The organism is Pareuzebyella sediminis (genome assembly GCF_008367235.1).
Lineage (GTDB): Bacteria > Bacteroidota > Bacteroidia > Flavobacteriales > Flavobacteriaceae > Pareuzebyella > Pareuzebyella sediminis.
Genome location: NZ_VTZS01000003.1, coordinates 263,488 through 290,333 on the forward strand (window position 1 = coordinate 263,488; position 26,846 = coordinate 290,333).

The 26,846-nt window shown below is 40.5% G+C and carries 27 protein-coding genes; 13 read left to right on the forward strand and 14 right to left on the reverse strand.

Features of this window, described 5'->3' with window-relative positions; translation table 11 throughout:
- Nucleotides 1-4: 4 nt before the first annotated feature.
- The 3 genes from glpK to F2B13_RS11810 all read right to left on the reverse strand — a co-directional run bounded on the left by glpK (nucleotide 5) and on the right by F2B13_RS11810 (nucleotide 2,699).
- Nucleotides 5-1,486: a glycerol kinase GlpK gene (glpK, locus tag F2B13_RS11800; RefSeq protein WP_149273284.1), complete on the reverse strand. Its 1,482-nt coding sequence runs from the start codon at nucleotides 1,484-1,486 to the stop codon at nucleotides 5-7.
- 481 nt (nucleotides 1,487-1,967) lie between these two features.
- Nucleotides 1,968-2,285 carry an antibiotic biosynthesis monooxygenase family protein gene (locus tag F2B13_RS11805; protein WP_149304294.1) on the reverse strand — a complete coding sequence of 106 codons (318 nt, stop codon included), beginning with the start codon at nucleotides 2,283-2,285 and terminating at the stop codon, nucleotides 1,968-1,970.
- Between the two features lie 57 nt (nucleotides 2,286-2,342).
- On the reverse strand, nucleotides 2,343-2,699 hold the full coding sequence (locus F2B13_RS11810) for a hypothetical protein (RefSeq protein ID WP_149304295.1): 357 nt from the start codon (nucleotides 2,697-2,699) through the stop codon (nucleotides 2,343-2,345).
- A gap of 132 nt (nucleotides 2,700-2,831) precedes the next feature.
- Here F2B13_RS11810 and F2B13_RS11815 point away from each other — a divergent pair, with 132 nt between their 5' ends.
- A complete protein-coding gene (locus F2B13_RS11815) occupies nucleotides 2,832-3,356 on the forward strand; it encodes a CvpA family protein (RefSeq protein ID WP_149304296.1) in 525 nt (174 codons plus the stop codon).
- A 10-nt stretch (nucleotides 3,357-3,366) separates the two neighbouring features.
- Here the strand turns inward: F2B13_RS11815 and F2B13_RS11820 are convergent, their stop codons facing one another.
- Both F2B13_RS11820 and F2B13_RS11825 read right to left on the reverse strand, forming a co-directional pair.
- Nucleotides 3,367-4,482, reverse strand: a complete 1,116-nt coding sequence (locus tag F2B13_RS11820; RefSeq protein WP_232625226.1) for a proline racemase family protein — start codon at nucleotides 4,480-4,482, stop codon at nucleotides 3,367-3,369.
- Nucleotides 4,415-5,380 (reverse strand): ornithine cyclodeaminase family protein, encoded by a 966-nt coding sequence (locus tag F2B13_RS11825; protein WP_149304298.1) that lies wholly within the window; start codon nucleotides 5,378-5,380, stop codon nucleotides 4,415-4,417. The genes F2B13_RS11820 and F2B13_RS11825 overlap by 68 nt, the downstream gene beginning before the upstream one ends.
- A gap of 206 nt (nucleotides 5,381-5,586) precedes the next feature.
- On the opposite strand from F2B13_RS11825, the gene F2B13_RS11830 reads away from it, so the two are divergent.
- From F2B13_RS11830 to amaB, 7 genes are all read left to right on the forward strand, one after another.
- Complete coding sequence (locus F2B13_RS11830) at nucleotides 5,587-6,006, forward strand: (4Fe-4S)-binding protein (RefSeq protein WP_149304299.1); 420 nt, start codon at nucleotides 5,587-5,589, stop codon at nucleotides 6,004-6,006.
- Nucleotides 6,007-6,162: 156 nt separating this feature from the next.
- Nucleotides 6,163-6,594 carry a hypothetical protein gene (locus tag F2B13_RS11835; protein WP_232622875.1) on the forward strand — a complete coding sequence of 144 codons (432 nt, stop codon included), beginning with the start codon at nucleotides 6,163-6,165 and terminating at the stop codon, nucleotides 6,592-6,594.
- Between the two features lie 624 nt (nucleotides 6,595-7,218).
- A complete protein-coding gene (locus F2B13_RS11840; protein ID WP_149273300.1) occupies nucleotides 7,219-7,695 on the forward strand; it encodes a CAP domain-containing protein in 477 nt (158 codons plus the stop codon).
- Between the two features lie 146 nt (nucleotides 7,696-7,841).
- Nucleotides 7,842-8,381: a 3-hydroxyanthranilate 3,4-dioxygenase gene (locus F2B13_RS11845; RefSeq protein ID WP_149273302.1), complete on the forward strand. Its 540-nt coding sequence runs from the start codon at nucleotides 7,842-7,844 to the stop codon at nucleotides 8,379-8,381.
- A 90-nt stretch (nucleotides 8,382-8,471) separates the two neighbouring features.
- Nucleotides 8,472-10,109 (forward strand): CHASE domain-containing protein, encoded by a 1,638-nt coding sequence (locus F2B13_RS11850; RefSeq protein ID WP_149304300.1) that lies wholly within the window; start codon nucleotides 8,472-8,474, stop codon nucleotides 10,107-10,109.
- Between the two features lie 20 nt (nucleotides 10,110-10,129).
- Nucleotides 10,130-10,498 carry a DUF1304 domain-containing protein gene (locus tag F2B13_RS11855; RefSeq protein ID WP_149273306.1) on the forward strand — a complete coding sequence of 123 codons (369 nt, stop codon included), beginning with the start codon at nucleotides 10,130-10,132 and terminating at the stop codon, nucleotides 10,496-10,498.
- 167 nt (nucleotides 10,499-10,665) lie between these two features.
- Nucleotides 10,666-12,219 carry an L-piperidine-6-carboxylate dehydrogenase gene (amaB, locus tag F2B13_RS11860; RefSeq protein ID WP_149273308.1) on the forward strand — a complete coding sequence of 518 codons (1,554 nt, stop codon included), beginning with the start codon at nucleotides 10,666-10,668 and terminating at the stop codon, nucleotides 12,217-12,219.
- A 199-nt stretch (nucleotides 12,220-12,418) separates the two neighbouring features.
- On the opposite strand, the gene F2B13_RS20455 is transcribed toward amaB, so the two are convergent.
- Entirely contained in the window at nucleotides 12,419-12,565 is a 147-nt protein-coding gene (locus F2B13_RS20455; RefSeq protein WP_198439682.1) for a hypothetical protein, read from the reverse strand.
- 963 nt (nucleotides 12,566-13,528) lie between these two features.
- Between F2B13_RS20455 and F2B13_RS11865 the strand changes: the two genes are divergently transcribed.
- A complete protein-coding gene (locus tag F2B13_RS11865) occupies nucleotides 13,529-14,080 on the forward strand; it encodes a DNA polymerase Y subunit UmuC family protein (RefSeq protein ID WP_149273311.1) in 552 nt (183 codons plus the stop codon).
- Nucleotides 14,081-14,151: 71 nt separating this feature from the next.
- On the opposite strand, the gene F2B13_RS11870 is transcribed toward F2B13_RS11865, so the two are convergent.
- The 4 genes from F2B13_RS11870 to F2B13_RS11885 form a co-directional block, all read right to left on the reverse strand.
- Nucleotides 14,152-15,150, reverse strand: coding sequence for an acyl-ACP desaturase (locus tag F2B13_RS11870; protein ID WP_149273313.1), 999 nt, complete (start codon nucleotides 15,148-15,150; stop codon nucleotides 14,152-14,154).
- Between the two features lie 63 nt (nucleotides 15,151-15,213).
- Nucleotides 15,214-15,948 carry a metallophosphoesterase family protein gene (locus tag F2B13_RS11875; RefSeq protein WP_149273315.1) on the reverse strand — a complete coding sequence of 245 codons (735 nt, stop codon included), beginning with the start codon at nucleotides 15,946-15,948 and terminating at the stop codon, nucleotides 15,214-15,216.
- Complete coding sequence (locus F2B13_RS11880; RefSeq protein ID WP_149273317.1) at nucleotides 15,945-17,027, reverse strand: DNA helicase PriA; 1,083 nt, start codon at nucleotides 17,025-17,027, stop codon at nucleotides 15,945-15,947. Before F2B13_RS11880 ends, F2B13_RS11875 begins: the two co-directional genes overlap by 4 nt.
- Before the next feature lie 128 nt (nucleotides 17,028-17,155).
- Complete coding sequence (locus tag F2B13_RS11885; protein ID WP_149273319.1) at nucleotides 17,156-18,292, reverse strand: SPFH domain-containing protein; 1,137 nt, start codon at nucleotides 18,290-18,292, stop codon at nucleotides 17,156-17,158.
- A gap of 176 nt (nucleotides 18,293-18,468) precedes the next feature.
- Here F2B13_RS11885 and F2B13_RS11890 point away from each other — a divergent pair, with 176 nt between their 5' ends.
- The 3 genes from F2B13_RS11890 to F2B13_RS11900 all read left to right on the forward strand — a co-directional run bounded on the left by F2B13_RS11890 (nucleotide 18,469) and on the right by F2B13_RS11900 (nucleotide 22,907).
- Nucleotides 18,469-19,416 (forward strand): carbohydrate kinase family protein, encoded by a 948-nt coding sequence (locus F2B13_RS11890; RefSeq protein ID WP_317132009.1) that lies wholly within the window; start codon nucleotides 18,469-18,471, stop codon nucleotides 19,414-19,416.
- A complete protein-coding gene (locus F2B13_RS11895) occupies nucleotides 19,413-21,341 on the forward strand; it encodes an amylosucrase (RefSeq protein ID WP_149273323.1) in 1,929 nt (642 codons plus the stop codon). Before F2B13_RS11890 ends, F2B13_RS11895 begins: the two co-directional genes overlap by 4 nt.
- A 111-nt stretch (nucleotides 21,342-21,452) precedes the next feature.
- Nucleotides 21,453-22,907, forward strand: a complete 1,455-nt coding sequence (locus F2B13_RS11900) for a BLUF domain-containing protein (RefSeq protein WP_149273325.1) — start codon at nucleotides 21,453-21,455, stop codon at nucleotides 22,905-22,907.
- Here the strand turns inward: F2B13_RS11900 and F2B13_RS20460 are convergent, their stop codons facing one another.
- The 4 genes from F2B13_RS20460 to F2B13_RS11915 all read right to left on the reverse strand — a co-directional run bounded on the left by F2B13_RS20460 (nucleotide 22,908) and on the right by F2B13_RS11915 (nucleotide 25,633).
- Nucleotides 22,908-23,045 carry a hypothetical protein gene (locus F2B13_RS20460; protein WP_198439683.1) on the reverse strand — a complete coding sequence of 46 codons (138 nt, stop codon included), beginning with the start codon at nucleotides 23,043-23,045 and terminating at the stop codon, nucleotides 22,908-22,910.
- Between the two features lie 70 nt (nucleotides 23,046-23,115).
- Nucleotides 23,116-23,517: a response regulator gene (locus F2B13_RS11905; protein ID WP_198439684.1), complete on the reverse strand. Its 402-nt coding sequence runs from the start codon at nucleotides 23,515-23,517 to the stop codon at nucleotides 23,116-23,118.
- Nucleotides 23,518-23,744: 227 nt separating this feature from the next.
- Nucleotides 23,745-24,881, reverse strand: coding sequence for an ATP-binding protein (locus F2B13_RS11910; protein WP_149304301.1), 1,137 nt, complete (start codon nucleotides 24,879-24,881; stop codon nucleotides 23,745-23,747).
- The gene (locus tag F2B13_RS11915) at nucleotides 24,878-25,633 is read right to left on the reverse strand and encodes an SDR family NAD(P)-dependent oxidoreductase (RefSeq protein WP_149304302.1); all 756 of its coding nucleotides are present in this window, start codon (nucleotides 25,631-25,633) and stop codon (nucleotides 24,878-24,880) included. The genes F2B13_RS11910 and F2B13_RS11915 overlap by 4 nt, the downstream gene beginning before the upstream one ends.
- A 191-nt stretch (nucleotides 25,634-25,824) precedes the next feature.
- On the opposite strand from F2B13_RS11915, the gene F2B13_RS11920 reads away from it, so the two are divergent.
- The gene (locus F2B13_RS11920; RefSeq protein WP_149273333.1) at nucleotides 25,825-26,826 is read left to right on the forward strand and encodes an AAA family ATPase; all 1,002 of its coding nucleotides are present in this window, start codon (nucleotides 25,825-25,827) and stop codon (nucleotides 26,824-26,826) included.
- The last annotated feature ends 20 nt before the right edge of the window (nucleotides 26,827-26,846 follow it).

Consider the following 26,846-nt stretch of genomic DNA (forward strand, 5'->3'; position numbering starts at 1 on the left):
TCTTTTAATTTTCTTCCCAACCCTTGGTTCGTTCTACCGCCTTTTGCCATTTTTTGTACAATCGTTTTCGCTTTACCCGATCAAAGGCCGGTTTGAAAATTCGATTCATTGGTCTGTTCTGATCCACATCGTCTTGCTTCCAAAGGCCTATTTGAATACCCGCTAGAAAGGCCGCTCCCATGGCTGTTGATTCGATTACCTCGGGGCGGTGCACTTCCGAGTCGAGTATGTCGGCCTGAAACTGCATCAAGTGGTTATTGGCACAGGCCCCGCCATCGACCCTTAGGTTTTTCAATTGTATGCCCGAATCGTCTTCCATCGCCTTGAGAATATCTTTGGTCTGGTATGCCAACGATTCGAGGGTGGCTTTTGCGAGATGTGCTTTTCCCGTATCTCGAGTAAGGCCGAAGATAGCTCCTCGGGCATACATATCCCAATAGGGGGCTCCTAAACCGGCAAACGCGGGAACGACATACACGGAGTTCTCTCCTTCAATTGAATCTGCCAAGCTCTCAGTTTCCTTGGCTTCTTTGATCAATTCCAACCCATCACGTAACCATTGAATGGCCGCTCCGGCAATAAAAATACTTCCCTCAAGGGCATAGTTCACCTTCCCGTCAAGACCATAGGCAATGGTAGTTAACAGTCCGTTTTTTGAAAACTGTGGCTCTTCCCCCGTATTCATTAACATAAAACATCCCGTGCCGTAGGTATTCTTGGCCGTTCCTTTCTTGAAACAAGCTTGTCCGAACAGTGCTGCCTGTTGGTCTCCCGCAATCCCGGCAATTGGGATGTCGACCCCATCGATAGTATAATCTCCAAAATGGTAGGCCGAAGGCTTTACCTCGGGCAACATCAGTTTTGGAATTTCAAGAGCTTTCAACATTTTATCATCCCACTTCAAATTGACAATATCATAGACCATTGTACGGGAAGCATTGGTATAGTCGGTGACGTGGTGCTTCTTTTGGGTCATGTTCCACACCAACCAGCTATCTATAGTTCCCATCAACAAATCGCCATTTTCGGCTTTTGCCCTAGCACCTTTTACATTATCGAGAATCCATTTCACCTTGGTTCCCGAGAAATAGGAATCGATTACAAGACCTGTAGTCTGGCGCACATGCTCGGTAAGACCGCTTTTTTTTAGGTGTTCGCAAATATCGGCCGTTCGTTTATCTTGCCAAACAATAGCGTTATATACGGGCTTTCCAGTAGTCTTGTCCCAGACCAATGCCGTTTCCCTTTGATTGGTAATCCCAATGGCCTTGATATCAGAAGCATTGATTTTTTGCTTTTTAATCAATTCATCCAGCACACCCAACTGTGACTCTAAAATTTCCATCGGATCGTGCTCGACCCAACCAGGTTTTGGAAAAATCTGTTTGAATTCTTTTTGTACCATGCCCTTTATTTTGCCTTTTTCGTCAACCAAAAGAGCGCGCGAACTGGTAGTGCCTTGATCTAAAGAGATAATATACTGCATTACTTTGCTTTTTAAGAAACGTTAGATTCATCGGTCAAAATCAGGAAGGCCTTGAACAATAATTCTCAGATAGAGCATTGTTTATGTAACCCCTAGCGCAATCCTTACTTATTAATAAGGATTAATTTTAGACCCATTGCTAAATATAGAATTTAAACGGTCCATTTCAAAGGAGGAAGCCTACGCAATTCTAATCATAATGAAAACTTCACTTCAGGATAGGGCAATCACCTTGATTTTAAATTGGCCTAGGGCATTTGAGTAAATAAACAATCGTTCCTATGGCCTTAAAAACTTGGAGCAAACAACACGTAATACTTTACAAGGTAAAAGGCCATGACTACCAGTACATAGGGGTGCTTTGCATAGAATCTAACCCTTTTATATCAACCCCAAGGATACTTTCTCAAAAAGCTCTCAAGAACTATCAATCTTTCAATAAAAGACCGATATCGGTACAAGATAAATAGAAAACTTTCGATTACTTTTTTTCAGGGGATTTCTCAAAATCGTATTCCCTTTCCACCAGACAAATACGCACTTTATACCAAGTATACCAATCCTTCATTCCCTTCTGCTGGGCAAAAAGATGGTCGATGTGTGCTTTCCAATTTGCAATGGCTTCCTTACTTTCCCAATAGCTAACCGTAATACCAATCTCGTTCCTGGCACTTTCGACTCCCAAGAAACCAGGCTGTTCTGCAGCTAATTTTTCCATATTTACGGCCATTTCATTGTATCCATTTTCATCATTGGTACGGATCGAGGTAAAGATAACAGCGTAATACGGTTTTATCATTTGTATTTCATAGTTTGGCGAAACTACCTTTTCTATCCCACAAACCCCTTAAAGCCCTCAATCAATATATTCCTTTTCCATAAAGTAGTCGACTATGGCCTCCTTCATTAAGATAGATTGCTCACCCGGTTTCAATGCAGGTAACACCTCTTTGGTAGTATAGTGAGGCCATCCTTCTTCATCAAAAAATTCAAATTCGTAATAGCCATACGGCTCTAGCAATCGGCATATGGCAATATGCATGAGGTCTAGCTTGTCGTCTTTCTTATATCTTCTGTGATACTGCCCTAATTCTTGGATGCCCACTAAGTAAATGATGCCGTCCAACTCTAAGGGGTCGCCATCTGAAAACTGTTCTGACAGTTTATTTACCAGTATTTCCCATCGTTTTTTTAAGTGCTCGTCCCTTGACATTTATAAACCTTTTTTAGGTATTGGTGCCGATCGTCATTTTCAAAAAGCCGTTGACTCAAATTCCAAAATTGCAACGCCCAACACCTGTCAAAGGTACAAATCAAAGTCCTATATTTACGTAAAGTATTCTATATGTCATTTCTTGATATTATTCTAGGATTAATGCTTCTTTGGGGCGTGGTTAAAGGCTTTAAAAATGGATTACTGGTTGAAATTGCCTCTATTATCGCAATTATTGCGGGTATTTATGGTGCAATTCACTTTTCATACTACGCAGGAGATTATCTGTCACAGCACATGGAATGGGAGGAACGCTATGTCAATATTGCGGCCTTTGTAATCACTTTTTTAGCCATTGTTTTTATTGTTCATATTGCGGCTCGGTTGCTTACCAAAATTGCCAATTTGGCTATGCTCGGCCTTTTGAATAAAATTGCCGGGGCTATTTTTGGAGCCCTCAAGGTGGCCATCATTCTAGGGGCATTGTTGATATTCTTTGAACGGGTCAACGAATCGGCCGATGTAGTTGAAAATGAAACGATGAACCAATCGGTTCTTTATCGCCCGTTAAAGGAAATCGGTGCATTCGTTTTCAATAGGGTTTTGAGAACGACGGAAGAGGTACGCCCAAATAACAATCCTGAAATTATTATTTAAAATTGTTTGTTCAACGCAGTATGAAACCAGTTTTAATGGGATCATCGGGGTCCATATAAAACGTGTGCATTCCTGTGATATATGCTTTGCCCTCCACTTCGGGAATAACCGCCTTGAAAGGGCCATAATTTTTCTCATTTACGATTGAACCCTTGAACAGCGATCCTGTAATGCTCTCAATAACCATGCTCTTGCAATAATCGATTTCATTGCGGACCCTATGGATTGCCATTCTACCTGAAACTCCTGATCCTGTTGGGCTACGATCTACTTCCCCTTCGGCGAAAACACAGACATTCTTACTGTCGACTTCCGGTCGGTCGGATTTGGATATAAAAATAGTGCCATAAAGAAAACCCAAATCATCTTCAAAAGGATGAAAGATTCCCTTGTCTTGTTCAATCACCGCCTTTTTTATTGCCATACCAGTGTCGATCAGCGCACGATAATACTTAGGCGATAAAGTAAAATCGAATCTGTTCTTATTCATGTCTACATAGGCATAAAATGCCCCGCCGTACGCTAGGTCATAAGTGACCTCCCCAAAAGCATCGACCGTAACTTTTCTATCAAGCCCCACTACAAAACTAGGTACGCAATGAAATCTTACTCCAACTACCTTACCCTCCCTAACTTCGGTATACGATATAATTCTACCGCACGGAGCGTCTATTTTTAAAACGTTCTCGCCTTCCTCAACCGGAGTCCATTCCATTTCAATAGCCAATGTAGCAATGGCAATAATTGCATGGCCGCACATAGTACTATACCCTTCATTGTGCAGAAAAAGAATTCCAAAGTCACCTTCCTCATCGTTGGGAGGCACCAAAAGACACCCATACATATCGGCATGGCCACGCGGCTCAAACAACAAGGCCTTTCTCAAATGGTCATAGTTTTCTTTACAATAACGACGACGCTCCAGGACGGAACTCCCTATCAATTCGGGAAAACCGTCAACGATGACCCGCAAAGGCTCACCTCCCGTATGCATATCAATAGTCTTTACTAACCATCCGTTTTTTGGTGGGTGAAAATCTTTCTTCTTTTGTATGTTGTCAAATGTTTTCCCCATTACTGAATCTATGATAATAGTACGATGCCGCGACCAAATCTTCAAGAGCATGCCCCACGGATTTGAAAAGGGTAATTTCATCCTTGTCGATTCTACCCTTACTTTTATTTGAACAAAGCGAAAATAAGTCAGCCTTGATATCAGATTTTTTCAAAGTACCTGTTTTCAATGGAACTGCAATATCTCCACTTTCATTCATTCCATCAAGAGTATCGACAAATACTGAAGCTTTTTGAACCGTATCGTCATCTGCCTCGCGCATATCTTTTTTGTAAGCCCCTACCAAATCAATATGTTGCCCTTTTCTCACGTATTTCCCCAGTACCAACGGGACTCTCGAAAGCGTTGCACAGGAAATTATATCTACCTCTCTAACCTTTTCCGTTATGGTTTTTACGATCTTACATTTAAAGGGTTCGTCCTTTAAAGCATCACATACCATTTGAGCTTTTTTTATATTTCTCCCCCAAACAAATACTTCCTTGATCGGCCGCACACTGCAATGGGCCAATATTAAATTCTTAGCAAGGGCCCCTGTTCCGATCATCAGCATAGAAGTGGAATTTTCGTTGGATAAATAGTTAGAGGCCAAAGCTGATGCTGCCGCTGTGCGCTTTGCGGTAAGGCTTTTGGCACTAAAAATAGCCTTGACCGTTCCGTTTTCCGCATTCAGAAAAATATACATAGCCTGAATTGAAGGCAAATTGAAACGCCCATTTTCAGGGCTTACAGTAGCTATTTTAACTCCAGCTTCTTTCCCCGGATTCCATGCCGGCATTAATAGCAGCGTAGAATCTATGCCGGTTTTTGGATTCGGAAAATCGTGATGGTGCCGCGACGGCACCAAGATTTCTTGGGCGGCAAAGCCTTCTTTTAGCGCCATTACCAACTGTTTGAACTGGGTATGGTCTTCTACAAAGCTATCTGTAATAAAAGGTGCACCTGTCATGGTTTTAAAAGTATGAAATATTATGGAGGCACAATGGATAGAACCATTTGAAGCAATTAGAATATCATCAATATTCACAAAAAGAGTTGAGCGGCCCAACATCTATCGAATAAAAGCATGAGAAAGAATCAAAAGAAATTCGAATTACATAAATTTAAATGAACCATTCGCCTAAATGAACGGTACATCAAGCTTTAGAGAAGCCAATGAAAAAAGTAAAAGAGTATTCTAACGAGGAAATAACCATTCTTTGGAAACCAGAAAAATGCATCCATTCCGGTATATGTGTCCGGTTACTCCCGGAGGTATATAATCCGAAAGAAAGACCTTGGGTCAAAATTGAAAATGCCTCTACGGAAGCCCTTAAAGCTCAAGTGGCCAACTGCCCTTCAAGAGCGCTTTCCCTCAAAGATAAAACTACTTCCGAACATAGTACTACCGGCGGGGTAACGAAAATTTCAATAACCGAAAATGGGCCACTACTTATTACAGGAAATCTGGAGATAAAAAAAGTTGACGGGACGATTGATAAAAAAAATAAGGTCAGCGCATTATGTAGATGTGGCGGTTCGAACAATAAACCTTACTGTGATGGCAGCCATGCCAAAATTGGATTTAAGGATTGACCTTATAGCCGCATTGTATTTGAGTAGTATTATTTGAATTTTTTTCTTCAAAAACAAACGTAACTTCCTTTTTGGTTGCCTTATTCTTGCATAAATTAGCACAACAGCCCTATTTAAGTTATATTGCTATGCAGATTATGAATAATGCTGGTTGGTGTGCAAAGATTAAAAGACACTTCTTTCTACGGTGAAGCAATTCACGAGATTACCTATTCATTCGGAAATTATTATCTCTTTGATGGCTTTGTGGTTGCAGAGATTAATGAAGATGTAGTCTTTACTTGGGAGCAACATGGAAAAATTGTCACGAAAGACTTGACGGATCTTTACGACACCAATGGTGATAATATCGTTTTAATTACTAATAGAATAAACCCCTACTCGGTAAAACCCGCCGATTGGGTACATTTCTTTAAACACAGCTATAAACTAAAAGGATACGCTATTGTTACTTATTCCCATCCCAGCTACCTTAATGCACTTCTTGAAAAACTGTTTTTAAATACCCTTTTCAAAAGGTTTCGATCACTAAATAACGCTATTGAATGGGCAAAAAGCATTACCCATAATCGAACAAGAGCTTCTTAATGATATCATCTTATATTGCCTAGACCATGTAGCCGCCCTAATACATCTTTACTATATACTGGTCCTAAAGTCGTTGCTGTATAGTTCTTCAATGGAATACCAAGAAAATCGTATAATACAAGAAGGGAAGCATTCAAAAGCACCTGAGAGTTTTGTATAGTTTGATGCTTTAAGATACTCGCTATTTGTTTAAGGCCAAACGGTCGATCCATTTAAACGAAATTGGAAAATAGCTTCTCTGTATAGCTTTCTCTTACTCTGACTATAAAACACCTCCTTTGCCTTTTGAGAGGCACTACCCCTAATAGTAGAATGGGCATCTCTTTCATGAACCGTAATTCAAAACATTTTGAGTAAAACCGATTAGGTTTACAAAATGAAGAGGTAAGATATAGGTTCGGAATCATCTTCTAAAGCCTTTCTACATGTCAAAACCGGACATACATATTATATAGCCTTAAAAAAAACGTATTTCATCGAAAAGAACAATTATATGAATGTCGAAAAAGAATATTTTCAGATATTAGACCTATCGTTAAGCACCAATTGGTAATTTAGAACACAAACTCCCCATCCTTTGGCGCTTACCTTCAAGAACATACCTACTTACAAATAGAACAGTATATGAAAATGAGAACGCATTATGTGGCGCTCGTTTTATTTGTATGTACTTTGGCCTCTTGCAGTAAGGAGCCTGTTGGACCTTCAAATATAAGCGAAGCGGAGAACGCAAAAGAAGTAGAGCAAGAACTTTTGAATATTGTTAATGAGTACCGTACTACCATGGGCTTCAATTCCTTAAGCTTCAGCACGGTTGCCTACGACTATGCCAACAGCCATACCGATTACATGATTTCCATAGGAAGCATAAATCACGATAATTTCGATACAAGAGCTTCGAAGATATCCTCACAAGTTGATGCTGAGCTCGTAGCTGAAAACGTAGCAAAAGATTATAATACCGCTTCTCAGGCTTTTGCTGGCTGGCTTGACAGTTCAAGCCACAAGAAAACTATGGAAGGCGAATTTACCCACACTGCAGTTAGCGTAAAGAAAGATAGCAACGGTACCTTGTATTTTACTCAGATCTTTTTTCGGTAGCCTTTGCCATAATACCACATACTTAATGTTATATTGAACCCTGATATGCGTATCTTTTCATAAATTTGGAGTGAACGAGTCGTATCGTAGTCTTTTGTTGCGTAAATGGAGCAGAACCGGCGATCGGCGCAAAATCACTAAAGACCATGTCAGTTATCCCCCCCTTTAATCTAAGCCAATGGATAGAAGAAAATCGAAGCACCCTGAAACCTCCTGTTGGCAATAAAAATCTTTATAAAGATGCTGACGACTACATTGTGATGGTCGTTGCCGGCCCAAACGCAAGAAAAGACTATCATTACAACGAAACGGAAGAACTTTTCTATCAGTTAGAGGGTAACATCGAAGTTCACATTCAGGATGAGGGCAGAAAAAAAACCTTTCAACTAGGACCTGGAGATATGTACCTCCATCCCGCGAAAATACCGCATTCACCGGTGCGACATGAAGGAAGTATTGGGCTTGTCATTGAACGAAAGAGAGCCGATATGGAGGTAGACGATGGACTTTTATGGTTTTGCGACAACTGTAATCATAAATTATATGAGGTTTATTTCACGTTGAACGATATTGAGAAGGACTTTTTAGGTCATTTCAAGCATTTTTACAGCTCTGAAGAACTGCGCACCTGCGATAATTGTGCAACGGTCATGCCCGTTGATCAAAGATTTGTAGCTGAAGATTAGACGCGCTTCCGATTATAGCAAAAAATCATTTTCTTTGACCTGAACTGATAACAACCTACAAATCATTCCATAGTTCCCTTATGCTACCCTATGACGAGGTTCCAATATTTTAAGTACATAGCAATTCTCCTAATAGGATGCTCCATTTCATTTTTTGTTTTTTTCTCCATTAACAACAGGTATTCTCAAAGAAATCGGGCTGTTGTTGAAAATGCCATCACTAAATCTGATCTCAAGCTTACCGATGAATTGAATAAAATAAGCTTGGTCGTCGAATCGATGGGTTTTTTCTTCGAAAATAATTCGCAAGTCTCCCAAAAAGCATTCGAACGTTTTACCGACCCTTTCCTAAAACAATTGAAAGGTATTCGTGCCATCACATGGAGCCCCCGTATTCGAAACAAAGAAAAAGACGCCCAACTATTTTCCGCGATAAAGACAATAGATTCGTCGAATTCGCTAATCAGCACAGAACCCAAAGATGTACATTTTCCTATCAAACTAATAAATCCCTTGGGACCATTGAATGAGGCAGTCGGTTTTGACCTCTATTCCGATACGATTAGGAGATCAGCAATAGAAACAACTATCCGAACTAATAAAATGTCGCTAACCGGGCCCATTAGACTGGTCTTACAAGATAACGGGGTGCCAGGAATTTTGTCGCTTAAAGCGGTAATAGACACTACCTCCAATGAAGTTAAAGGATTGGTGACCGGCGTTTACAGGATGGATGATTTTATTGGTAGTACGCTGGCTTCTGAGCTTCTGGTTCTGGATATTTGTGTACATGACATTTCGGCCAATAATCAATTACTTTTCTCTACCATAGATGAAGCTTCCATCTCGAAAGACCTTCAAAATAATTTAATACGACATCAAATAAAAGCAGCAAATAGAAATTGGGAAATTCATTACGTCCCAAAGCCTAATTATTTTTCTTTCCCCAATGCCTTTGAGTCCTATGCGGTTCTGATTTTTGGCCTTACCACAACCCTTCTACTTACCTATTTAGTACGAAAAAGAGATGTCTACAATGAAAGGCTCGAGGCTAGGGTTCTATTGCGAACTGCAGAATTGGAAGAATCTAACTTGATGAAGGAAAATCTGTTGCGTGAAATACACCACAGGGTCAAAAATAATCTTCAGATAACTTCAAGTTTGATGAATATGCAAAAGCGAAAACTGACAAGTAAAGAAGCCATTACAGCTTTGTCGGACAGTCAGGCAAGAATCTCTGCCATTGCCCTTACTCACCAAAAGATATATCAGGACAAGGATTCGAAAGCCGTAAACTTGAGAGACTACCTGGTCGACCTGATGGAGTACCAGAAAAAAATCTCTTCGTCTTTCAGCTATAAAATCGATTGTCCTGAAATATCGGTAGACTTAGACAGGGCAGTACCACTGGCATTGATTATCTCTGAATTGGTAACTAATGCCGTGAAGCATGCGTACCCTGACACCCTGAAATACAATGAACTACTCATTGATGTGACCAGATTGCATGAAACTCAGGTTTTGTTAACTATACGTGACAATGGCCAAGGACTCCCTGCCAATTTTGATATCAAAAAAGCCGAAGGAATCGGTTTTGAGATAATAAGGGCCCTTTGTCGTCAAATCGCAGCCGACCTTACCTATGAATCAAATGACTACGGCACCCAATTCAGTCTTACTTTTGAAAATAGGATGACCAGTGAACCCAATTTATACGATGCATCTTAAATTTATTACTAATTTTACTTATGTTTCTGGCCATCATTACCGCTTTAATTGCAATTCTTCATCTTTATTTCATGTGGTTCGAAATGTTTGCATGGACCACCAAGGGAAGAAAGATTTTTAAAAATTTCCCCTCTGAACTATTCGAGCCTACCAAACCTTTGGCAGCCAATCAAGGACTATATAACGGCTTTTTGGCTGCCGGACTTATATGGTCGCTTTTTATTGAAGATGTAATTTGGAAAATGAATGTTGCTTTATTCTTTCTAGCTTGCGTTTCCATCGCTGGTATCTATGGTGCCTTAACCGCTGATAAGAAAATATTTTTTATTCAGGCCTTACCTGCTTTGCTGGCCATAATGATAATATTACTTACAGAAAGTATTCTTTGAAATAGAGTCTTGACTTATTACAATTATAAATCTGTCGCTCCAAGACACTCCAAAGTTAGGTAGAATCTAAATTCACCCTACATTTCTCCAAATAGATCTAAGTTTTTGAAGTTATTAATATTCGTAGTTTTGTAAAATCAACAAATTGCTCAATAAAAGTTAAAATTATGACAGAGATAGCGGTTCGATTCGACATAGAGAATGCGTTAAAGATCTTAGGCATTACCCCAGTCAACCATGGAACTTGGACGGGTTCGAATTCTTTTGGCTCAGGAGAGAACATAAGCTCTATCTCTCCGGTAGATGGCGCTACTATTGCCACTGTAAAGACCACTACTCAAAATGAGTATGAAAACGTTATAAAAACAGCTTCCGAGGCTTTCAAAATATGGAGAAAACTACCAGCTCCCCAACGCGGGGAAGTTGTGCGCCAATTTGGGGAAAAGCTTCGCGAAATGAAAGAGCCTTTAGGTAAACTGGTCTCTTATGAGATGGGTAAAAGCTATCAAGAAGGTTTGGGTGAAGTGCAAGAGATGATCGATATTTGTGATTTTGCAGTAGGTTTGTCAAGACAGTTACATGGTTTGACCATGCACTCCGAACGGCCAGGCCATCGAATGTACGAACAATATCACCCCTTGGGAATCGTAGGTATTATTTCGGCGTTTAATTTTCCCGTGGCCGTCTGGGCTTGGAACACGGCAATAGCTTGGGTATGCGGAGATGTCTGTGTTTGGAAACCTTCTGAGAAAACACCGCTTTGTGGTATTGCATGTCAGCATATCGCAGCTACCGTTTTAAAGGCAAATGACTTACCGGAAGGCATTTCATGTCTCATCAATGGCGATTATAAAGTCGGTGAAATGCTGACACACGACAAAAGGGTGCCCTTGGTCTCTGCTACAGGATCAATAGGTATGGGGAAAATTGTGGCACAGGCAGTAGCGGCTCGCTTAGGAAAGTCTTTATTGGAACTTGGCGGTAATAATGCCATAATCGTAACCCCTGATGCCGATATTAAGATGACGGTCATAGGTGCCGTTTTCGGGGCGGTCGGTACGGCTGGCCAACGCTGTACATCCACAAGAAGACTGATCGTTCATGACTCTATTTACGAAAAGGTCAAAGATGCCCTTGTAAAAGCGTACAAACAATTGCAAATCGGTAATCCGTTAAACGAGAAGAATCATGTAGGGCCCCTAATCGACCAAAAAGCGGTGACCGATTATCAGCAGGCTTTGAAAAAAGTCGTCGAGGAAGGGGGTAAACTTATCGTAGAAGGGGGTGTTCTCCGTGGAAATGGGTATGAAAGTGGATGTTATGTAAAACCTGCCATTGCAGAAGCCAAACCTGATTTCGAAATTGTTCAGCATGAAACGTTTGCGCCCGTACTTTACCTTTTAAAATATCAGGGAGATGTTGAAAATGCTATTCAAATTCAAAACGGTGTCGTTCAAGGGCTATCTTCAGCTATTATGACCAACAATCTAAGGGAAGCTGAACTCTTTCTCTCGGCAGAAGGGAGCGACTGTGGTATTGCCAATGTCAATATCGGAACTTCAGGAGCTGAAATAGGAGGCGCTTTTGGTGGAGAAAAAGAAACCGGGGGCGGTCGTGAAAGCGGTTCCGATGCTTGGAAGTTTTACATGCGCAGGCAAACGAATACGATCAACTATAGCACAGAACTCCCTTTGGCTCAGGGCATTAAATTCAATTTATGAAATTCTAACTACGACATATAAAAGTATTAAAAAGGTGACAATCTTTTCACGTTTGCCACCTCTGTATAAAAAGATTAAGAACCCGCCATCCAGACTTTCCTGTTCCCCCAAAAAGAAAAGTTATGGAATATTACGGGTTCTTAAACACTAAACTAACTAACTCAAACTATTATTTCAAATCAGAACCGATGGACAGGTGTCAAAACCAGTCTCTATTCTTTCTTCCTATATCACTTCTGACAGGTTCTGTCTGACGCACCTTCCAACTACCACGAAGCAAAGCCTGTAATCCTACGGTTACGACCATAGTGAAAATTGTGAACAATGGTATTGCCTTGCCTTTCATTATCGTTATCTATTTTAATCCAACCTAAAGATATATGTACTACCAATCATTAAAAAGTAGTTATGTATGCTTGTACCCTCAGAGTTTATATCTTTGACGATTTTCTGTATAATCGGTAAATGTCATTTTTTTTTGACAGAAATTAACTGGCTCGAAAGAGCTTTGATTGTCAGGCTTCTATTCGAGAGGAATGACTATTTTTTACTTAAATCCCTAATCGACGCCAAAGTTAGCCTGAAGACACCATTCTAAGGTACCCTCAAGAAGAAAACCCACTGACCGTTTAGCTCCTTCATTAGAAACTGGCTCAAACGGTCAGCGGGTATTAAGTAAAAGCAAAAAGTAGGCCTTAAAACCGGACAAAAACCAATACCCTTGAAGTGTCTTGCCCAAGAGAGCATTATTAAGGATACCAAATAGAGGTACATTGCGAATTTCAAAAAGTTTTTCTCTGTTGACAAAGCTTTTTATATAAACGAACTGAATTCCTGTATGTAATATCTTTTCCCTTTGTTTCAATTTACTTATCTCATTGATTTTTAGAGTTTATGGGCTATTTTTCAGTTTTATTTTCCTTTTTTTTATACATTGTGACGTAAACCCCAAATACATTAATAATGGCAAGAAAGATAACCTACCTGCTAGGGATTATCCTAACCATCCTGATAGGGATATATTTTTACGTTACCCGTTGTAGTTATTGCAATCAGATAATCTTGAAAGAAAAAATCGAAAAAAAGTCGGTAGCCTACGCCACCCCTCAACCTACCCCATATCCACTCACTTTAATTGATGGTGGTTTTCGGTACTAGGTCAACGAAGATTTCACTCTTAATGTATCCGATCAAGAACACCTAAAGACCGAAAAAATCCTATAGCTTCGAATGAAACTAAAAAGAGTCGCTTTTGAAACAACAGATAGGCTATTACATTCAATTGAACATTCATTTTAAAAACTAAAATATGAATCCAGAAAATATCAATATTTGGTGCTGGTTGATTCCTCTAATCGTAGGTGTCATTGCAGCAATACTCGGTTATCTTTTAGGTAAAGGAGAAAATAAAGTATTAGATTATTCGGCCGAAGTCAAGTTGATGAGAGCTAAAAATGCCAAGCTGGAAGCTGATCTCGATGCCTGCAATAAAAAGCTCACGGTACCGTCGTCAAGCGATATAGCCTCGTCGTTAGATAAGGGACAGTTAAATACCCTCATCCCATTTGATGCCGGGGCAGCAAAAGCAGTTTTTGGTAAGACCATTTTAGAGAATGACCTGAAAATTGTGGAAGGTATCGGACCTAAAATCGAAGCCATGTTCAAGAATGATGGTATCAAAACATGGAAAGATTTATCGGAAATGCCTGTGGCCGGTTGTCAAGCAATTTTAAATAAAGGCGGTGACCGATTTAAAGTGCATGATCCGTCTTCTTGGCCAATGCAAGCGAAAATGTGCTATGAAGGTAAGTGGGCCGAACTTTTCAGGTGGCAGGAAGAACACAATCATGGAAAGCTATAGAACTTTGTGAACCTCCATTGAAATGCATATAAAGTAGATTTACCTATTTTCCAGTGCCGCCGCTTTTAGGGTCAAATCATGCCATTGGCCTCCACCCATTTAAAACGGTACTGATCCTCTGGAAACTTCATGCGCTCTGAAATTCGTTCTAATCTTGCGGGTAGCTTGATCAAATAATCGCGTGCTTTTTCCGCTTCATCAGAAAGGCTTCTAACTTTTTCCAATTCCCAATATGTATTCAATTTTTTGAGTATTTCCACATAATCTTGAGCAGTATACACTCCCAACCTTTGCGCACAATTCGAAAAATTTTCAAAAGCTGTACCAATGGTACCTCCTGATTCCCTTAAAAAATGAGCAGGCATGACTATTTTCTTCTTCATCATATCTGCAAAAGCCAACATCATGCCTGATGGGTCCTCCCCAAATATGGTCTTTACAAATTCCCTATAGGCCAAGTGGTGCCGCATTTCATCCCCAGCGATAATGGTACACATTTTACCTAATAGGGCGTTCCCCTTTTTCCGGGCCATTTGCCCTACGCGTTTATGGGAAATATTTGTAGCAAGTTCTTGGAAAGAGGTATATACAAAGTTTTTATAGGGGTCACGATCAGTTCCTATATCAAAACCATCGCTAATTAAATGCTGGGTCGTTATTTCCACCTCGCGCATATTGACCCTTCCCGATAGATACAGATATTTATTAAGTACGTCGCCATGCCTGTTTTCTTCAGCGGTCCAAGCTCTGACCCATTTTGACCAACCATTGGTTTTATGGGGCCCATGTTGATCAATCCCCTCAACATCCATCAACCAAGACTCGTAGGTAGGCAACGCCTCTTCGGTAATCGTATCGGCAACCATTGTTACCCAAAAATCGTATCCTAATTCCTTGGAGTCCCCCCGAAGTTCACTAACGGCCTCTAAAAAGCCTTCGTTTTCAGAATCAGGCAAGAAATCGCTGGGCTGCCAAATCTCTTCAATCGGTATCAGAAAAGAATCCATGAACCCTTCGACCTGAGGCTCAATAGCCTGCATCACTTCTAAACGTATATTCTTTTCGGGCATAAAAATGTTTTTTACAAAGTTCGTTAATAAAATACTGAAATTGAACAAATTTAGGAGCTATTTTCAGTTTCTTCCTGTCTCATTTGGGTATAGGGACTCCACGGGGTCACTCTGCCACACGTACTTTGTATCGACATCGACCATTGAAAGTTTTCCCCTAAATGCGGCTCCGGTATCGATATTCCAAACATTCGCTGCATTTTGAGGTTTTACGACCCCGGTTTTTGAAATTGGTGTATGGCCAATAAATATCTCCTTGTAATGGGTCAATCGCTTTGGATATCTAGCATCTGCTCTTTTCAGGGTAGGATCCAGTGATTTGGCCAGTTCCCATAACGTACGGTCCCAGTAAAAGGTCTGATCAAAATATTCATAGTCAACACCTTTCAAATTGGTAAAGCCAGCATGTAAGAATAAGCGGTTATTCTCATCTAGGTAATAGTTTTGTAGTCCTTGATAAAAGGCGATATGTTTTGTTTTTGTAGTCTCCGTCGCGCCAGCATAGGAAGACAAGGTGGCTCCACCACCGTGCTGTAACCACAACGGGTTGTCTTTCGCATCACGAAGCCAAGAAAGACAAAGCTCGTCATGGTTACCTCTAATAAAAATACAGTTGTGGGTGGTTTTCAGTTGTATTAAAAAATCAACGGTTTCAACGGCTTGGCTCCATCCATCAACGTAATCACCCAAAAATATTAGGAGGTCTTCGTGCCCGACCTTGGCTCGTTCCAATACCTGTTCTAAGGCTTTCAACCCTGAATGAATGTCACCTATGACCAATATTCTTTTAAAATTCATTTTGCAAAAATCGCAATTGCCATAATAATAAGAAGAATAAATAAGGCCAAAAAAAAGATTTTCCAGAATGAGTAGGGTCTGCTCCCACTTAAAAGCCCTGTCTGCCCATTGATATAGAATCGGTACTCTTTACCATTGAACCTATACGAACTGAGGTAAATAGGTAGCAAAATATGCTTGAAAGTTTCATCCGTAAGCGATATGTCAGCTTGGTGTATACGCTGTATATCGCCACCGATATCTCTTCGAATCCAACTATCAGCAATGCTTTTGGCTTTTTGAAAGGCCGCATGATGACCCTCTTTGAGCGAAACGGTATATTTTTCGGTTACAAAGCCCGACAAGTACTTTGAATTGAAAGGAACTAATTCTTTAACATTCCAAAAAGCTATTTTAGCGGGAATTTCACCTCTCTTTTTCTGGGAGGCATTGATCAGAATATCATCGACGAACCCATCAACTGATCCGGAGGCCGGAGACCATCGTGTCTTACGTACTCTTCGGTTTTGCACTCCATTTTTGGTGCGTATACGATGGGTTTCATAATAATAGTCTCCACGTTGACCACTATACCTCGCTTCTAAATTGGCATCGAAGGTCCAATACGGAATGTAAAGTCCGTGAAGACCTTCAGGATCAAGTGCCGCACGCCTTAACCTGTTGGGGGCAAACCAGATACCATTGACCCATTTCTTAAAAATACCACGGGCTCTATTTGCATCTACCTGAAAAGGAATAAGTGCACCGGGCAGCAACCAACCTTTCCTTTCAATATCCTCAACAATGAGGGGTTCTCCACAGTAAACACAATCTAAAGACTTGTAGTTTTCTTCAACGTGTTGATTGGCTCCACAGTTCTTACAATGCAACAATTCTATGGTTTCGGTATAGGCATTCTCGCCTACAACTTTCAGATAGTGTTCCAATTCAAGCTCTTCAAAGCTTTTTTTGGCCTCTTCTATGAATTCTTCATAACCGCAGTATTCACATTTCAGCTGATTTGAACCCGCTTTGAACTTCATTTCCGCTCCACAATTCGCGCAGGTCTTCTTATGCTCCGATTTTAGAATTTCACTCATTCTTTACGATACCTCTTACCGTTTAGTTGTTAAAGATGGCTGATGGATTTTACTAAGATAAAATAGCCGTAGCCCGATTTGAGTAGCTACTATAATTCTAAGATAATGATCATTTATCAATCTTGACCCTATTCGGCAGGCAATGGAGGCGGTGTATTTCCTCCTAAAAAAGATTTCAACTCATCGATACTCTTTAGAGGCGCCCAGTTCTGCATACCCTGTTTCCAAATCAGAGAGTCCCTATTAATAGTGCGGCTGGCATAAAGTTCTTTCAACCGATCGAAAGATACAGGACCATTCTGCTCTCCTGATACGGCATAATAATACTGTATTGCGGCAGGTATCGGTGGGGGGGCACCTAGAGTCTGCGATTGACCTCCAAATACTTGTGGCGATTGCTGGGTATTCATCATATTTCCCATCTGTTGCGCCAATACGAAGCCCATGCCCATGCCCATGCCTGCTCCGGCCGTACCACCTTCGTTCTTTGCTGCAGCCTCTATTGCCTTTGCGGTCTTAAATTGTGATAGTTTTGCCATATCCAGTTTATCCAAACGGCTGTATTCGAAAATCTCCTTTTTAAGCTCTTCGGGCATCGATACATTCTCAATGTAGAATTTCTCCAATTCAATTCCTACCCGACCGAATTCGGGCTGCATTACCTCTTGACAGGTTTCTGACAGCTCACTGGTATTAGCAGCATAGAGTTCAATTGGCAAATTGGCTTCTCCCACCGTGTCGGTAAACCGGGTAACTATAAGGCTTTTTAGATGTTCATTGACCTCATAATTCGTGAAATTACCATCGGTACCTACTACATCAACTACAAATTTACCTGGGTCGTTAATTCGAAAACTATAGGTGCCAAAAGCTCTTATTTCTACCAAACCAAAGCGTTCATCACTTAACATAAATGGGTTCTTGGTACCCCATTTCTCGTCTGTAAATAGGCGGGTGTTTACAAAATATACCTCAGCTTTAAAAGGACTATCGAAACCATATTTCCAACCCTTAAGCGTAGTGAGTATAGGCAGATTCTGGGTGTTCAACGTGTAAGTACCCGGTGAAAATACGTCTGCCAATTTACCTTCATTTACAAAAACGGCGGTCTGCCCCTCCCGGACAATCAATTTAGCATTATTCTTAATCTCATTCTGATACCTTTCAAAGCGATGCACTATGGTGTCGTCAGTGGCGTCTAACCACTCGATAATATCGATAAATTCGTGGCTCAGCTTCTTTTTTATTTCATTGAATATGTCCATTTTAAGAACTGTTTTAAATTTTTTAATAAGGTAAGGATTTCTAAAACATGCACAAAGTCGACCTTTACCGCTTTCTCTGTAAAGTGCATTGAAACAAGTTTATAAACTTTACCAATTTCTTGGAATATGGGTCTTTTTGTCATTACATTAGACAAACTAAGGGCAGAAAAATGAAAATGACCGTGTATTGCATTGGCGAGTTGCTGATTGATTTTGTAGCTGAAAAGCAGGGTAGCGACCTTTCTAAAGCCAATCAATTTACCAAAAAACCAGGGGGTGCCCCTGCCAATGTAGCCTGTGCTATTGCAAAGCTTGGAGGAATCAGTAGGTTTATTGGCTCCGTAGGGAAAGATCCTTTTGGCTCTTTTTTATTAAAAGTACTCGAAACCAATAACGTTGATATTTCCTTGGCGCAGCGCTCAAAGACTTTTACGACCTTGGCCTTTGTTTCTTTGGCCGAAGATGGGGAGCGTGACTTTGTTTTTAGCCGGGGCGCCGATAAAAAATTAAAATACGATTCCTCCATAAAAAAGGGTTTTAAAGGAAATATTGTACACCTAGGGGCGGCAACGGCATTGCTTGGCGGAGACCTTGAGAATGCCTACTCCAGATACTTTTTTGATGCCCTGACACAAAATGCATTTATTAGTTTCGACCCGAATTTCAGAGGTGATCTCTGGAAAGATGAGGAAGAAGTCTTTATAAAAAAATGTCGAACATTTATTGAAAAATCGCACTTTTGTAAGTTCAGTCTAGACGAGGCCCAACTTCTTTCAGGAGAAACAGACTTAGAGAAAGCCTGCGAAGTCCTTCATGAAATAGGTTCGCCCATAGTTACCGTAACCTTGGGTAGCCAAGGAACCTTTATCAGTACCCCGACTACAAAAACGACTGTTCCAAGCGTGAGGGTAAGTCCGGTAGATACTACGGGGGCCGGGGATGCCTTTATAGGTTGTTTGCTTTTTCAGATTTCTACGTTGAACGACCCGCATCAAATCTTAAAGAATACTACACTGCTAACCGAAATGGTAGCAAAAGCAAATCGAGCCGGTGCGATAACAACTACCAACTTTGGGGCAATTCCTTCGCTGCCTACCTGGGAACAACTTAGTGATTTCGAATGAACCAAGCCTCGCTTCATAAATATATTGCTTCCAAATATCAAAATGCAAGTTCTAAAAAGCTTTTTGAATTGAGGCTTTCTACAAACCTTACGCTTATCAAAGACCTTTTTTTTTCACTTTATCCAGAGGAAAAATATTCAATTTTTTTTGATACGTTGATTTCAAAACTTCCTTCATTGTATAAGGAGAGGCCTTCAGAATTACAACAGCAAGACATCGAACGTATAACGGATGAAAATTGGTACCAGTCTGAAGGATTAGTGGGCATGCAGTTGTATGTAGACCACTTTAGCGACAATTTGGAGGGGCTTAGGCAGCGTCTCGATTATTTTCAAAAATTAGGAGTCAATTTTTTACACTTGATGCCAATAACCCCAAGACCAAAAGGTGAAAATGATGGGGGGTACGCTGTGAATAGTTATCATGAAGTGGATCAGAGGTTCGGTTCTAAAGAAGACCTTCTTATGCTTACCGATGAAATGAGAAGTAAAGGTATGTATCTTATGCTTGATTTTGTGGCCAATCATACCTCAAATGAATTTTCATGGGCAAAAAAGGCTATGGCCGGAAATTTGAAATATCAAAACTATTATTATACTTATCCCGATCGCAGCGTACCTGACGCCTTTGAAAAACATCTTCCGGAAATATTTCCAGTTACCTCTCCCGGAAATTTCACCTTTAACCATAAAATGAAGAGGTGGGTTATGACTGTTTTTAATGAATATCAATGGGACTTGAACTATTCAAACCCGCAGGTTTTCATAGAAATGCTCAGTAATTTGGTGAAATTAGTGAACAATGGAGTAGATGTCGTTCGCTTGGATGCCTTGGCTTTTATGTGGAAAAAAATAGGCACCCAATCACAAAATTTACCTGAGGTACACATGCTGATTTCTCTATTTAAATTGTGTTTGCAGGTAGTAGCCCCAGGTGTTGTGCTATTGGCAGAGGCCATTGTTGCGCCAAAAGATATCATAAGGTATTTCGGAAATGGAAAAATGTCGGGCAACGAGTGCGAAATAGCCTATAATGCCACCCTGATGGCTCTGTTATGGGATGCCATTGCCACAAAAAAGACCATTTTGCTGTATAAGAATTTACGAAGCCTTCCTAAAAAGCCCAATGAATCCACTTGGATTAATTACATTCGATGCCATGACGATATCGGCCTCGGATTCGAAGACCATTATATCGACGAGATCGGTTGGGATGCCAAACAACATCGCAAATTTTTGCTAGACTATTACTGTCAGAATATTGAGTGGTCGCCTTCAAAAGGTCAGATATTCATGTATAACCCTAAAACGGGTGACGGCAGAATTACAGGGAGCTCAGCGTCACTTCTCGGATTGGAAGATGCTCTTGAAAAAAATGATGAACAGGCAATTGAAGAAGCAATAGACAAAGTGATCATGCTACATGGTATAACCATGTCATATACTGGAATTCCTTTGATTTATGCAGGGGATGAAATCGGTATGTTGAACGACTATTCGTACCTCAACGATGAGAACAAGAAAGGTGATAGCCGGTGGGTCAACCGCCCCTTTCATGATTGGAAGGCCATTACAACCCTTGAGGTCAAAAACAATTACCAATCAAAAATTTTCTTTTCGCTGCAACACCTGATTCGTATCAGAAAAGAGCATCGAGCCTTTGCGGACCACAACAACGTAATTTTATACGATAATCCGAACCCCCATGTCTTTATATATGAAAGGAACTATCCCAACAGTCAAGGCATTTTGGTGGTTTGTAATTTCGACCATAATGCACAAATTATAAATTTAGACACCTTGGGATCTTACGGTTTACCTGAAGGGATTGAAGATTTGATTTCAGGGAAAACCCTTAATATTACGGGCCATACGGTACCTCTTATGCCTTATGAAATATTATGGCTGAAACATATTGCGAACTGAATACTAGATAAAAAGACATGTCTATAAGGCAGTCTTTTAAGTCAACAAATGTTTCAAATTTGTTAGATAATATTTCGAATTTGTCATTATTTTGTGTCGAATTTAAGTGGTATGTTAAAGTTAGAGGAAAAAGGCCCCATAGAACAGTTGAGGGCGATGTCGGTTTATCTCGGCGGTGATTTTTACGAGGGTTTGGGAGCTGCCCGAATGGAGTTGGACAATGCCAACGGCAAAGGATTTATCTACACCTATGACCTTTTACCGGGCCTATCGGTACGTACGTACAATATACATCTCAAGAATGAATTGAAAATAGAGCTGGACGGTATGGTCAACAATCCGCTCTATCTTCTGTTCTGCATTCAAGGCCATTACTTTCATAAATTCAAAAAAGACCTAGAGGCAGAACGCATCAGAAGGGGGCAGAATGTCATTCTCTGCGCTACCGAAGACAATCCTAATGTTGCCATTTTACCGAATAACATAGAGCTAAAACTAAGCGTAATCATCGTCAAAAAAGAAAAGATAGCAGAGCAAGAACTGATAAAGCGAAGTAATCTTTCCAATATTTTGAACGACATCTTTGCCAAGATAGGCAATGATATGCCCTATCGTTATTTTGGAGGAATCAGTGCGGAAACCGAAAAATATGCCCGAGTTCTCATCGAGAATAAGCGAACCGACGTTATCGGTAAACTTCTTACGGAGGCCTCGGCTTTGAACACTTTGGCGGCTCAGCTTGATGACCGGGACAAATACATGAGTGGTAAAGATAAGTTCACCAACTTGAGCAAAGAACAACTGGAGCGAGTAGTGGTGGTCTGCGACGAAATCAGCAGAAATTTAAGTCAGGCCCATACCATTGAGAGTATAGTAAAAGAGACCGGGCTTTCGGCTAAAAAGTTACAAGAAGGTTTCCGTTTTCTATTTGGGGTAAGCGTCGCCCATTTCGTAAAGAATCTCAAACTGGAAAAGGCCCGGGAGCTCATACAGACTACAGAACTCAATATTTCCGAAGTTGTTCATGAAATCGGCATTCAGAGTCAAAGTTATTTTTCGAAAATTTTTAAGGAAAAGTACGGTATGCTTCCCAGAGATTACAGGGATTCCTTCCTAAGTGCTGATCAGTCCTTTGAGCTTAGCTACCGCTCTAAAGCCTCTTTTTATATTGGCGAGGGTGAAGTGAAAAATCTCGTGGAGACTTCCGACAAAAATAATCGGGACATAGGAGTGACCGGGTGCCTTATCCATTATAAGGACGAATTTTTTCAATTACTTGAAGGACCTAAGCAAAGAGTGCTCATGCTTTTTGAGAAAATTAAGGCCGACCCTCGTCATTATGAAATAGAACTCTTATGGAAGGGGGCCCGCAACGATAAAATTTTTGACGATTGGGGTCTTATATTGGTATCCGACCGGGTTTCTGAAAATATTATGTCTAATCGCAAGGTCGGAATGGATATTAAAACCATGCTTTCTTCGAAAGCTACATCCAATGCTTCTAGAAGTATGTTTTGGCAACAAGTTAGAAACCAGATAAGAAGCAAAAAAATGATTTCTGCCTAACTAAAGAAGGTTGGCCGATGCATATTTTGTGATGATAATACCCATGGCCAAAAGTGAAACTAGAAAGAAAAAAGCACTTACAATAAGTAACCATTTTAGCTCGGTTACATTTTTTCGGTAGAGGGTCTTGGTTTTCACTCTGTGGATTAGCTTTTTTAGCATTATTAATTTTCTTAAAGGAAGACAATCGATGGTAAACGATGTGACCTTAATCAAGATATGGCATAATAGTATTCATCAGTTGGTCTCTCATCGTCTTATAACAATTCGATTTGGTCAGATAGGAATTGGCTCCCAGACGAATACTATTTTCTTTATCCCCGGCACTTGAAGACGTGGAATAGACGATAACCGGAATTTTTTTCAATGCCTCGTTCCTCCTTATTTCGACGATACATTCAAAACCACTCTTTTCTGGCATGTTCAAATCGAGAAAAATCAATTTGGGCAAGGATGTAATATCTTCGCGCAACGTGTCTATAAGATTTACTCCATTTGTGAACAACCTTAGCTCCAAATCAGGAAAGAGGTCCGTCATGGCATCCTGAAAAAGCATTCTATCATCTTCGTCATCATCGACGTAAATCAATGGGTTTTTCGATATTACCATAACCATTCACTTTTAACCAGCAATTCGCGTGGAAACACTGTATTTTTCATTATATAAAAGTAGTATGAAGATGATTGGCCAAATAATAGATTCTAAATAAAATCTAGTGAATTTGAGATCAGATGGCCAAATTTGATGAAAATAATGACGATTTTGGGAAAAAGACCATTTTATGTGGTGCTAATAGAACTAAAAGTATCAAAGCTCGCTGCTTTGAAAGCCATATCTTAGTTGTATTGGACTTTCCTCATGATACGCAAAGCTTCCTTTAAAGATCCATAAATGGCAACATCGTATTTTTTCAACAACGGCCTCGCGGTCTCCATTTGATCTTTCGCCTCTTCAAACCCGTTTAGATAAGCAATCAAATAGGTATCGGGCAAGAACTTTAAATCCTTTTTCTCAGATGGGCTCAAATTCATATTCTTCTCTAACTTTCGTAATAGAGCACCATTCGCATTAAAAATATGGTACAACGTTTTTTTATCGTGCTGCGGGGGTTTGAAAAGAAGGTCGCTCTGTAAGCTATACGTGCCATTATTCTTGAAAGTAATCACCACTTTTTCCAAGGGATAGTAGGTCTGTTTTGTCTTTAGGCCAAGTTGTACGTACTCGATAGTAGTGAAAGAATGCTCATCAAACGTAATGGTCACTTCATCTAAGGCCGAATAAAAAAGTTTCACCTGCTCATTGATCAATTCGATATCAACCCGGGAAAAATAGGTCTCACCCCTTACCTTTTTTTTAATCCCTGCCCAACAGACCACGAATTGCTCTTTAAAGACCTTATAATCGCTTTCGAGGTCTTTATGTCTGTGGTTAATAAAATCAATGACCCCATCTAGCGTCAATTCGATATTGTTGCGTGCATGCTGTTCAATGGTAGCCACTATTTCTGAATTGATATCCCTGAGCTCAATATCAAAAGCTTTTGGCATGCTGATGCTCCCCTCACGAAAAAAGACCATTCCTCCATAATATTTCCAAATATTTTTACGTAAGGAGCAAATCTTACCGTTAGACCTGATTGTCACCAGACCCACTACTTTACCTTCGGGTAAATCCGGAAAGGGAATGTTCTCATAGGAAATCAGAGGTGGGTTCTCAAGGTAGGCATTCACCAGGTTCTGGATTTTGCTGTCATCAAAAAAATCTACTCCAACAATTTTACTATCTTCATCTTCGACCCCGATAACAATAAAAGAATTGTTCTTAGGGTTGCTGTTGGCAAGTGCACAAACATGCTTTAAAAATTTGGCCTTCCCCTCCTTTTGTCCAATGGCTACAAAACGCTTTTTATCATAAAAGCTGTTCTCGTCATTATGCGCAAGCAAATTTTTTACGAGAAGACGTTTGTTGATCATGATTCTTTATTCCATATAGTGGCAGTGGCCTGTGCCGTTGGGGTAACCACCAAATCGGCAATGTTAACATGAGTGGGTCTCGTCACTACAAAATGAATAATTTGGGCAATATCATCGGCAACCAGAGGTTCGAAGCCTTCATACACCGAATCGGCACGGTCATCATCTCCTTTAAACCGAACATTGCTAAATTCAGTTTCCACGGCCCCGGGATGGACCGCTCCCACCCGAATGCCATAAGGGTTTAAATCGATGCGCATACCTGTTGTCAGGGCATCGACTGCATGCTTGCTAGCACAGTACACATTTCCTTTCGGATATACCTCTTTCGCAGCTGTCGATCCTATATTTATAATATGCCCGGATCTTCGTTCTACCATTCCCGGAATTATCGCTTTGGACACATAGAGCAACCCCTTGACATTTATATCGATCATGGCATCCCAATCGGCCGGATCTCCCTTGTCTATAGGATCAAGGCCATGTGCATTTCCAGCGTTGTTGACAAGAATATCGATTTTGGAAAAATCATCGGGCAATGATGCAATAGCCTCAAATACTTCGTCCTTTTCACGGACATCGAAATTTAAGGTATGGATTCTGGTTTCTTTACCCAGTTCGGCCTGAAGCCCATCCAAACGATCTTTTCTTCTACCGCATAAAACCAGTTCTATTCCCTGAAGTGCAAAAAGTATGGCCGTAGATCTTCCTATACCGCTTGTTGCCCCTGTAATCAATGCTAATTTTTTCATTATATGATATATTATATTTTCGGCATTTGCCTATGTGGCTTAAATTAAAAAGAATTACCTTAAAAACTTCATAAAAATGGGGGGTTACGTTTTTTTTTAACCAATCGTTAACAGCGAAGCAGTGAATAAATTTTCAATTTGCACTCCTATACTAACTACAACCAGCCTCAACCAAATAGTTTTTGATATATATGGAACAAAACACCGCTGTAGACATTAGTGCAGTTAATGAAAAAATAGCTCAGGAAAGCGCCTTTATCGATTTGTTGATGCTAGAAATGAATAAGGTAATCGTAGGCCAAAAACATATGGTCGAACGACTGCTCATAGGTCTTCTGGGGCAAGGACACATTCTATTGGAGGGTGTTCCCGGCCTTGCAAAGACTCTCGCCATCAATACCTTGTCTAAAGCCGTTAAGGGAAGTTTTAGCAGAATACAGTTTACCCCCGACCTTCTTCCTGCCGATGTGGTGGGTACATTGATCTACAATATTAAGGAAAATGACTTTTCCATTAAAAAAGGCCCAATCTTTGCCAATTTTGTACTTGCCGACGAAATTAATAGAGCCCCAGCAAAGGTGCAATCCGCACTACTAGAGGCGATGCAAGAAAAACAGGTGACCATAGGCGATGAGACGTTTATCTTGGATAAACCTTTTTTGGTAATGGCCACTCAGAACCCAGTAGAACAAGAAGGTACATACCCTTTACCCGAAGCACAAGTCGACCGTTTTATGTTGAAAACGGTCATTGATTACCCTAGAATGAACGAGGAGCAATTGATAATGCGTCAAAACCTATTAGGGGCTTACGAGACCGTAAAACCCGTGGTTACCCTTAAACAAATCTTAAGTGCCCAACAAGCAGTGCGCGAGGTTTACATGGACGAGAAGATAGAGAAATATATTCTTGATCTTGTGTTTGCTACCCGGTATCCTGAAAAATATAACCTCGAACATTTGAAACCGTTGATAAGTTTCGGGGCTTCCCCGAGAGGAAGTATCAACTTGGGCAATGCGGCCAAATGCTTTGCTTTTATAAAACGTAGGGGATATGTGGTACCCGAAGATGTTCGCGCCGTAGTACATGATGTATTGCGCCATCGAATAGGCATAACCTACGAGGCAGAGGCCGAGAATATTACTTCCGAAGAAATCATCAACAAGATCGTAAACGAGATCGAAGTGCCTTAAAAAGGTTCTAGGTTTAAGGT

What these genes read in the sequence shown, in the direction of transcription:
- glpK (WP_149273284.1), bottom strand. Translation starts at nt 1,486, where the DNA reads ATGCAGTATATTATCTCTTTAGATCAAGGCACTACCAGTTCGCGCGCT.
- F2B13_RS11805 (WP_149304294.1), bottom strand. Translation starts at nt 2,285, where the DNA reads ATGATAAAACCGTATTACGCTGTTATCTTTACCTCGATCCGTACCAAT.
- F2B13_RS11810 (WP_149304295.1), bottom strand. Translation starts at nt 2,699, where the DNA reads ATGTCAAGGGACGAGCACTTAAAAAAACGATGGGAAATACTGGTAAAT.
- F2B13_RS11815 (WP_149304296.1), top strand. Translation starts at nt 2,832, where the DNA reads ATGTCATTTCTTGATATTATTCTAGGATTAATGCTTCTTTGGGGCGTG.
- F2B13_RS11820 (WP_232625226.1), bottom strand. Translation starts at nt 4,482, where the DNA reads ATGCTCTTGAAGATTTGGTCGCGGCATCGTACTATTATCATAGATTCA.
- F2B13_RS11825 (WP_149304298.1), bottom strand. Translation starts at nt 5,380, where the DNA reads ATGACAGGTGCACCTTTTATTACAGATAGCTTTGTAGAAGACCATACC.
- F2B13_RS11830 (WP_149304299.1), top strand. Translation starts at nt 5,587, where the DNA reads ATGAAAAAAGTAAAAGAGTATTCTAACGAGGAAATAACCATTCTTTGG.
- F2B13_RS11840 (WP_149273300.1), top strand. Translation starts at nt 7,219, where the DNA reads ATGAAAATGAGAACGCATTATGTGGCGCTCGTTTTATTTGTATGTACT.
- F2B13_RS11845 (WP_149273302.1), top strand. Translation starts at nt 7,842, where the DNA reads ATGTCAGTTATCCCCCCCTTTAATCTAAGCCAATGGATAGAAGAAAAT.
- F2B13_RS11850 (WP_149304300.1), top strand. Translation starts at nt 8,472, where the DNA reads ATGACGAGGTTCCAATATTTTAAGTACATAGCAATTCTCCTAATAGGA.
- F2B13_RS11855 (WP_149273306.1), top strand. Translation starts at nt 10,130, where the DNA reads ATGTTTCTGGCCATCATTACCGCTTTAATTGCAATTCTTCATCTTTAT.
- amaB (WP_149273308.1), top strand. Translation starts at nt 10,666, where the DNA reads ATGACAGAGATAGCGGTTCGATTCGACATAGAGAATGCGTTAAAGATC.
- F2B13_RS20455 (WP_198439682.1), bottom strand. Translation starts at nt 12,565, where the DNA reads ATGAAAGGCAAGGCAATACCATTGTTCACAATTTTCACTATGGTCGTA.
- F2B13_RS11865 (WP_149273311.1), top strand. Translation starts at nt 13,529, where the DNA reads ATGAATCCAGAAAATATCAATATTTGGTGCTGGTTGATTCCTCTAATC.
- F2B13_RS11870 (WP_149273313.1), bottom strand. Translation starts at nt 15,150, where the DNA reads ATGCCCGAAAAGAATATACGTTTAGAAGTGATGCAGGCTATTGAGCCT.
- F2B13_RS11875 (WP_149273315.1), bottom strand. Translation starts at nt 15,948, where the DNA reads ATGAATTTTAAAAGAATATTGGTCATAGGTGACATTCATTCAGGGTTG.
- F2B13_RS11880 (WP_149273317.1), bottom strand. Translation starts at nt 17,027, where the DNA reads ATGAGTGAAATTCTAAAATCGGAGCATAAGAAGACCTGCGCGAATTGT.
- F2B13_RS11885 (WP_149273319.1), bottom strand. Translation starts at nt 18,292, where the DNA reads ATGGACATATTCAATGAAATAAAAAAGAAGCTGAGCCACGAATTTATC.
- F2B13_RS11890 (WP_317132009.1), top strand. Translation starts at nt 18,469, where the DNA reads ATGACCGTGTATTGCATTGGCGAGTTGCTGATTGATTTTGTAGCTGAA.
- F2B13_RS11895 (WP_149273323.1), top strand. Translation starts at nt 19,413, where the DNA reads ATGAACCAAGCCTCGCTTCATAAATATATTGCTTCCAAATATCAAAAT.
- F2B13_RS11900 (WP_149273325.1), top strand. Translation starts at nt 21,453, where the DNA reads ATGTTAAAGTTAGAGGAAAAAGGCCCCATAGAACAGTTGAGGGCGATG.
- F2B13_RS11905 (WP_198439684.1), bottom strand. Translation starts at nt 23,517, where the DNA reads ATGGTAATATCGAAAAACCCATTGATTTACGTCGATGATGACGAAGAT.
- F2B13_RS11910 (WP_149304301.1), bottom strand. Translation starts at nt 24,881, where the DNA reads ATGATCAACAAACGTCTTCTCGTAAAAAATTTGCTTGCGCATAATGAC.
- F2B13_RS11915 (WP_149304302.1), bottom strand. Translation starts at nt 25,633, where the DNA reads ATGAAAAAATTAGCATTGATTACAGGGGCAACAAGCGGTATAGGAAGA.
- F2B13_RS11920 (WP_149273333.1), top strand. Translation starts at nt 25,825, where the DNA reads ATGGAACAAAACACCGCTGTAGACATTAGTGCAGTTAATGAAAAAATA.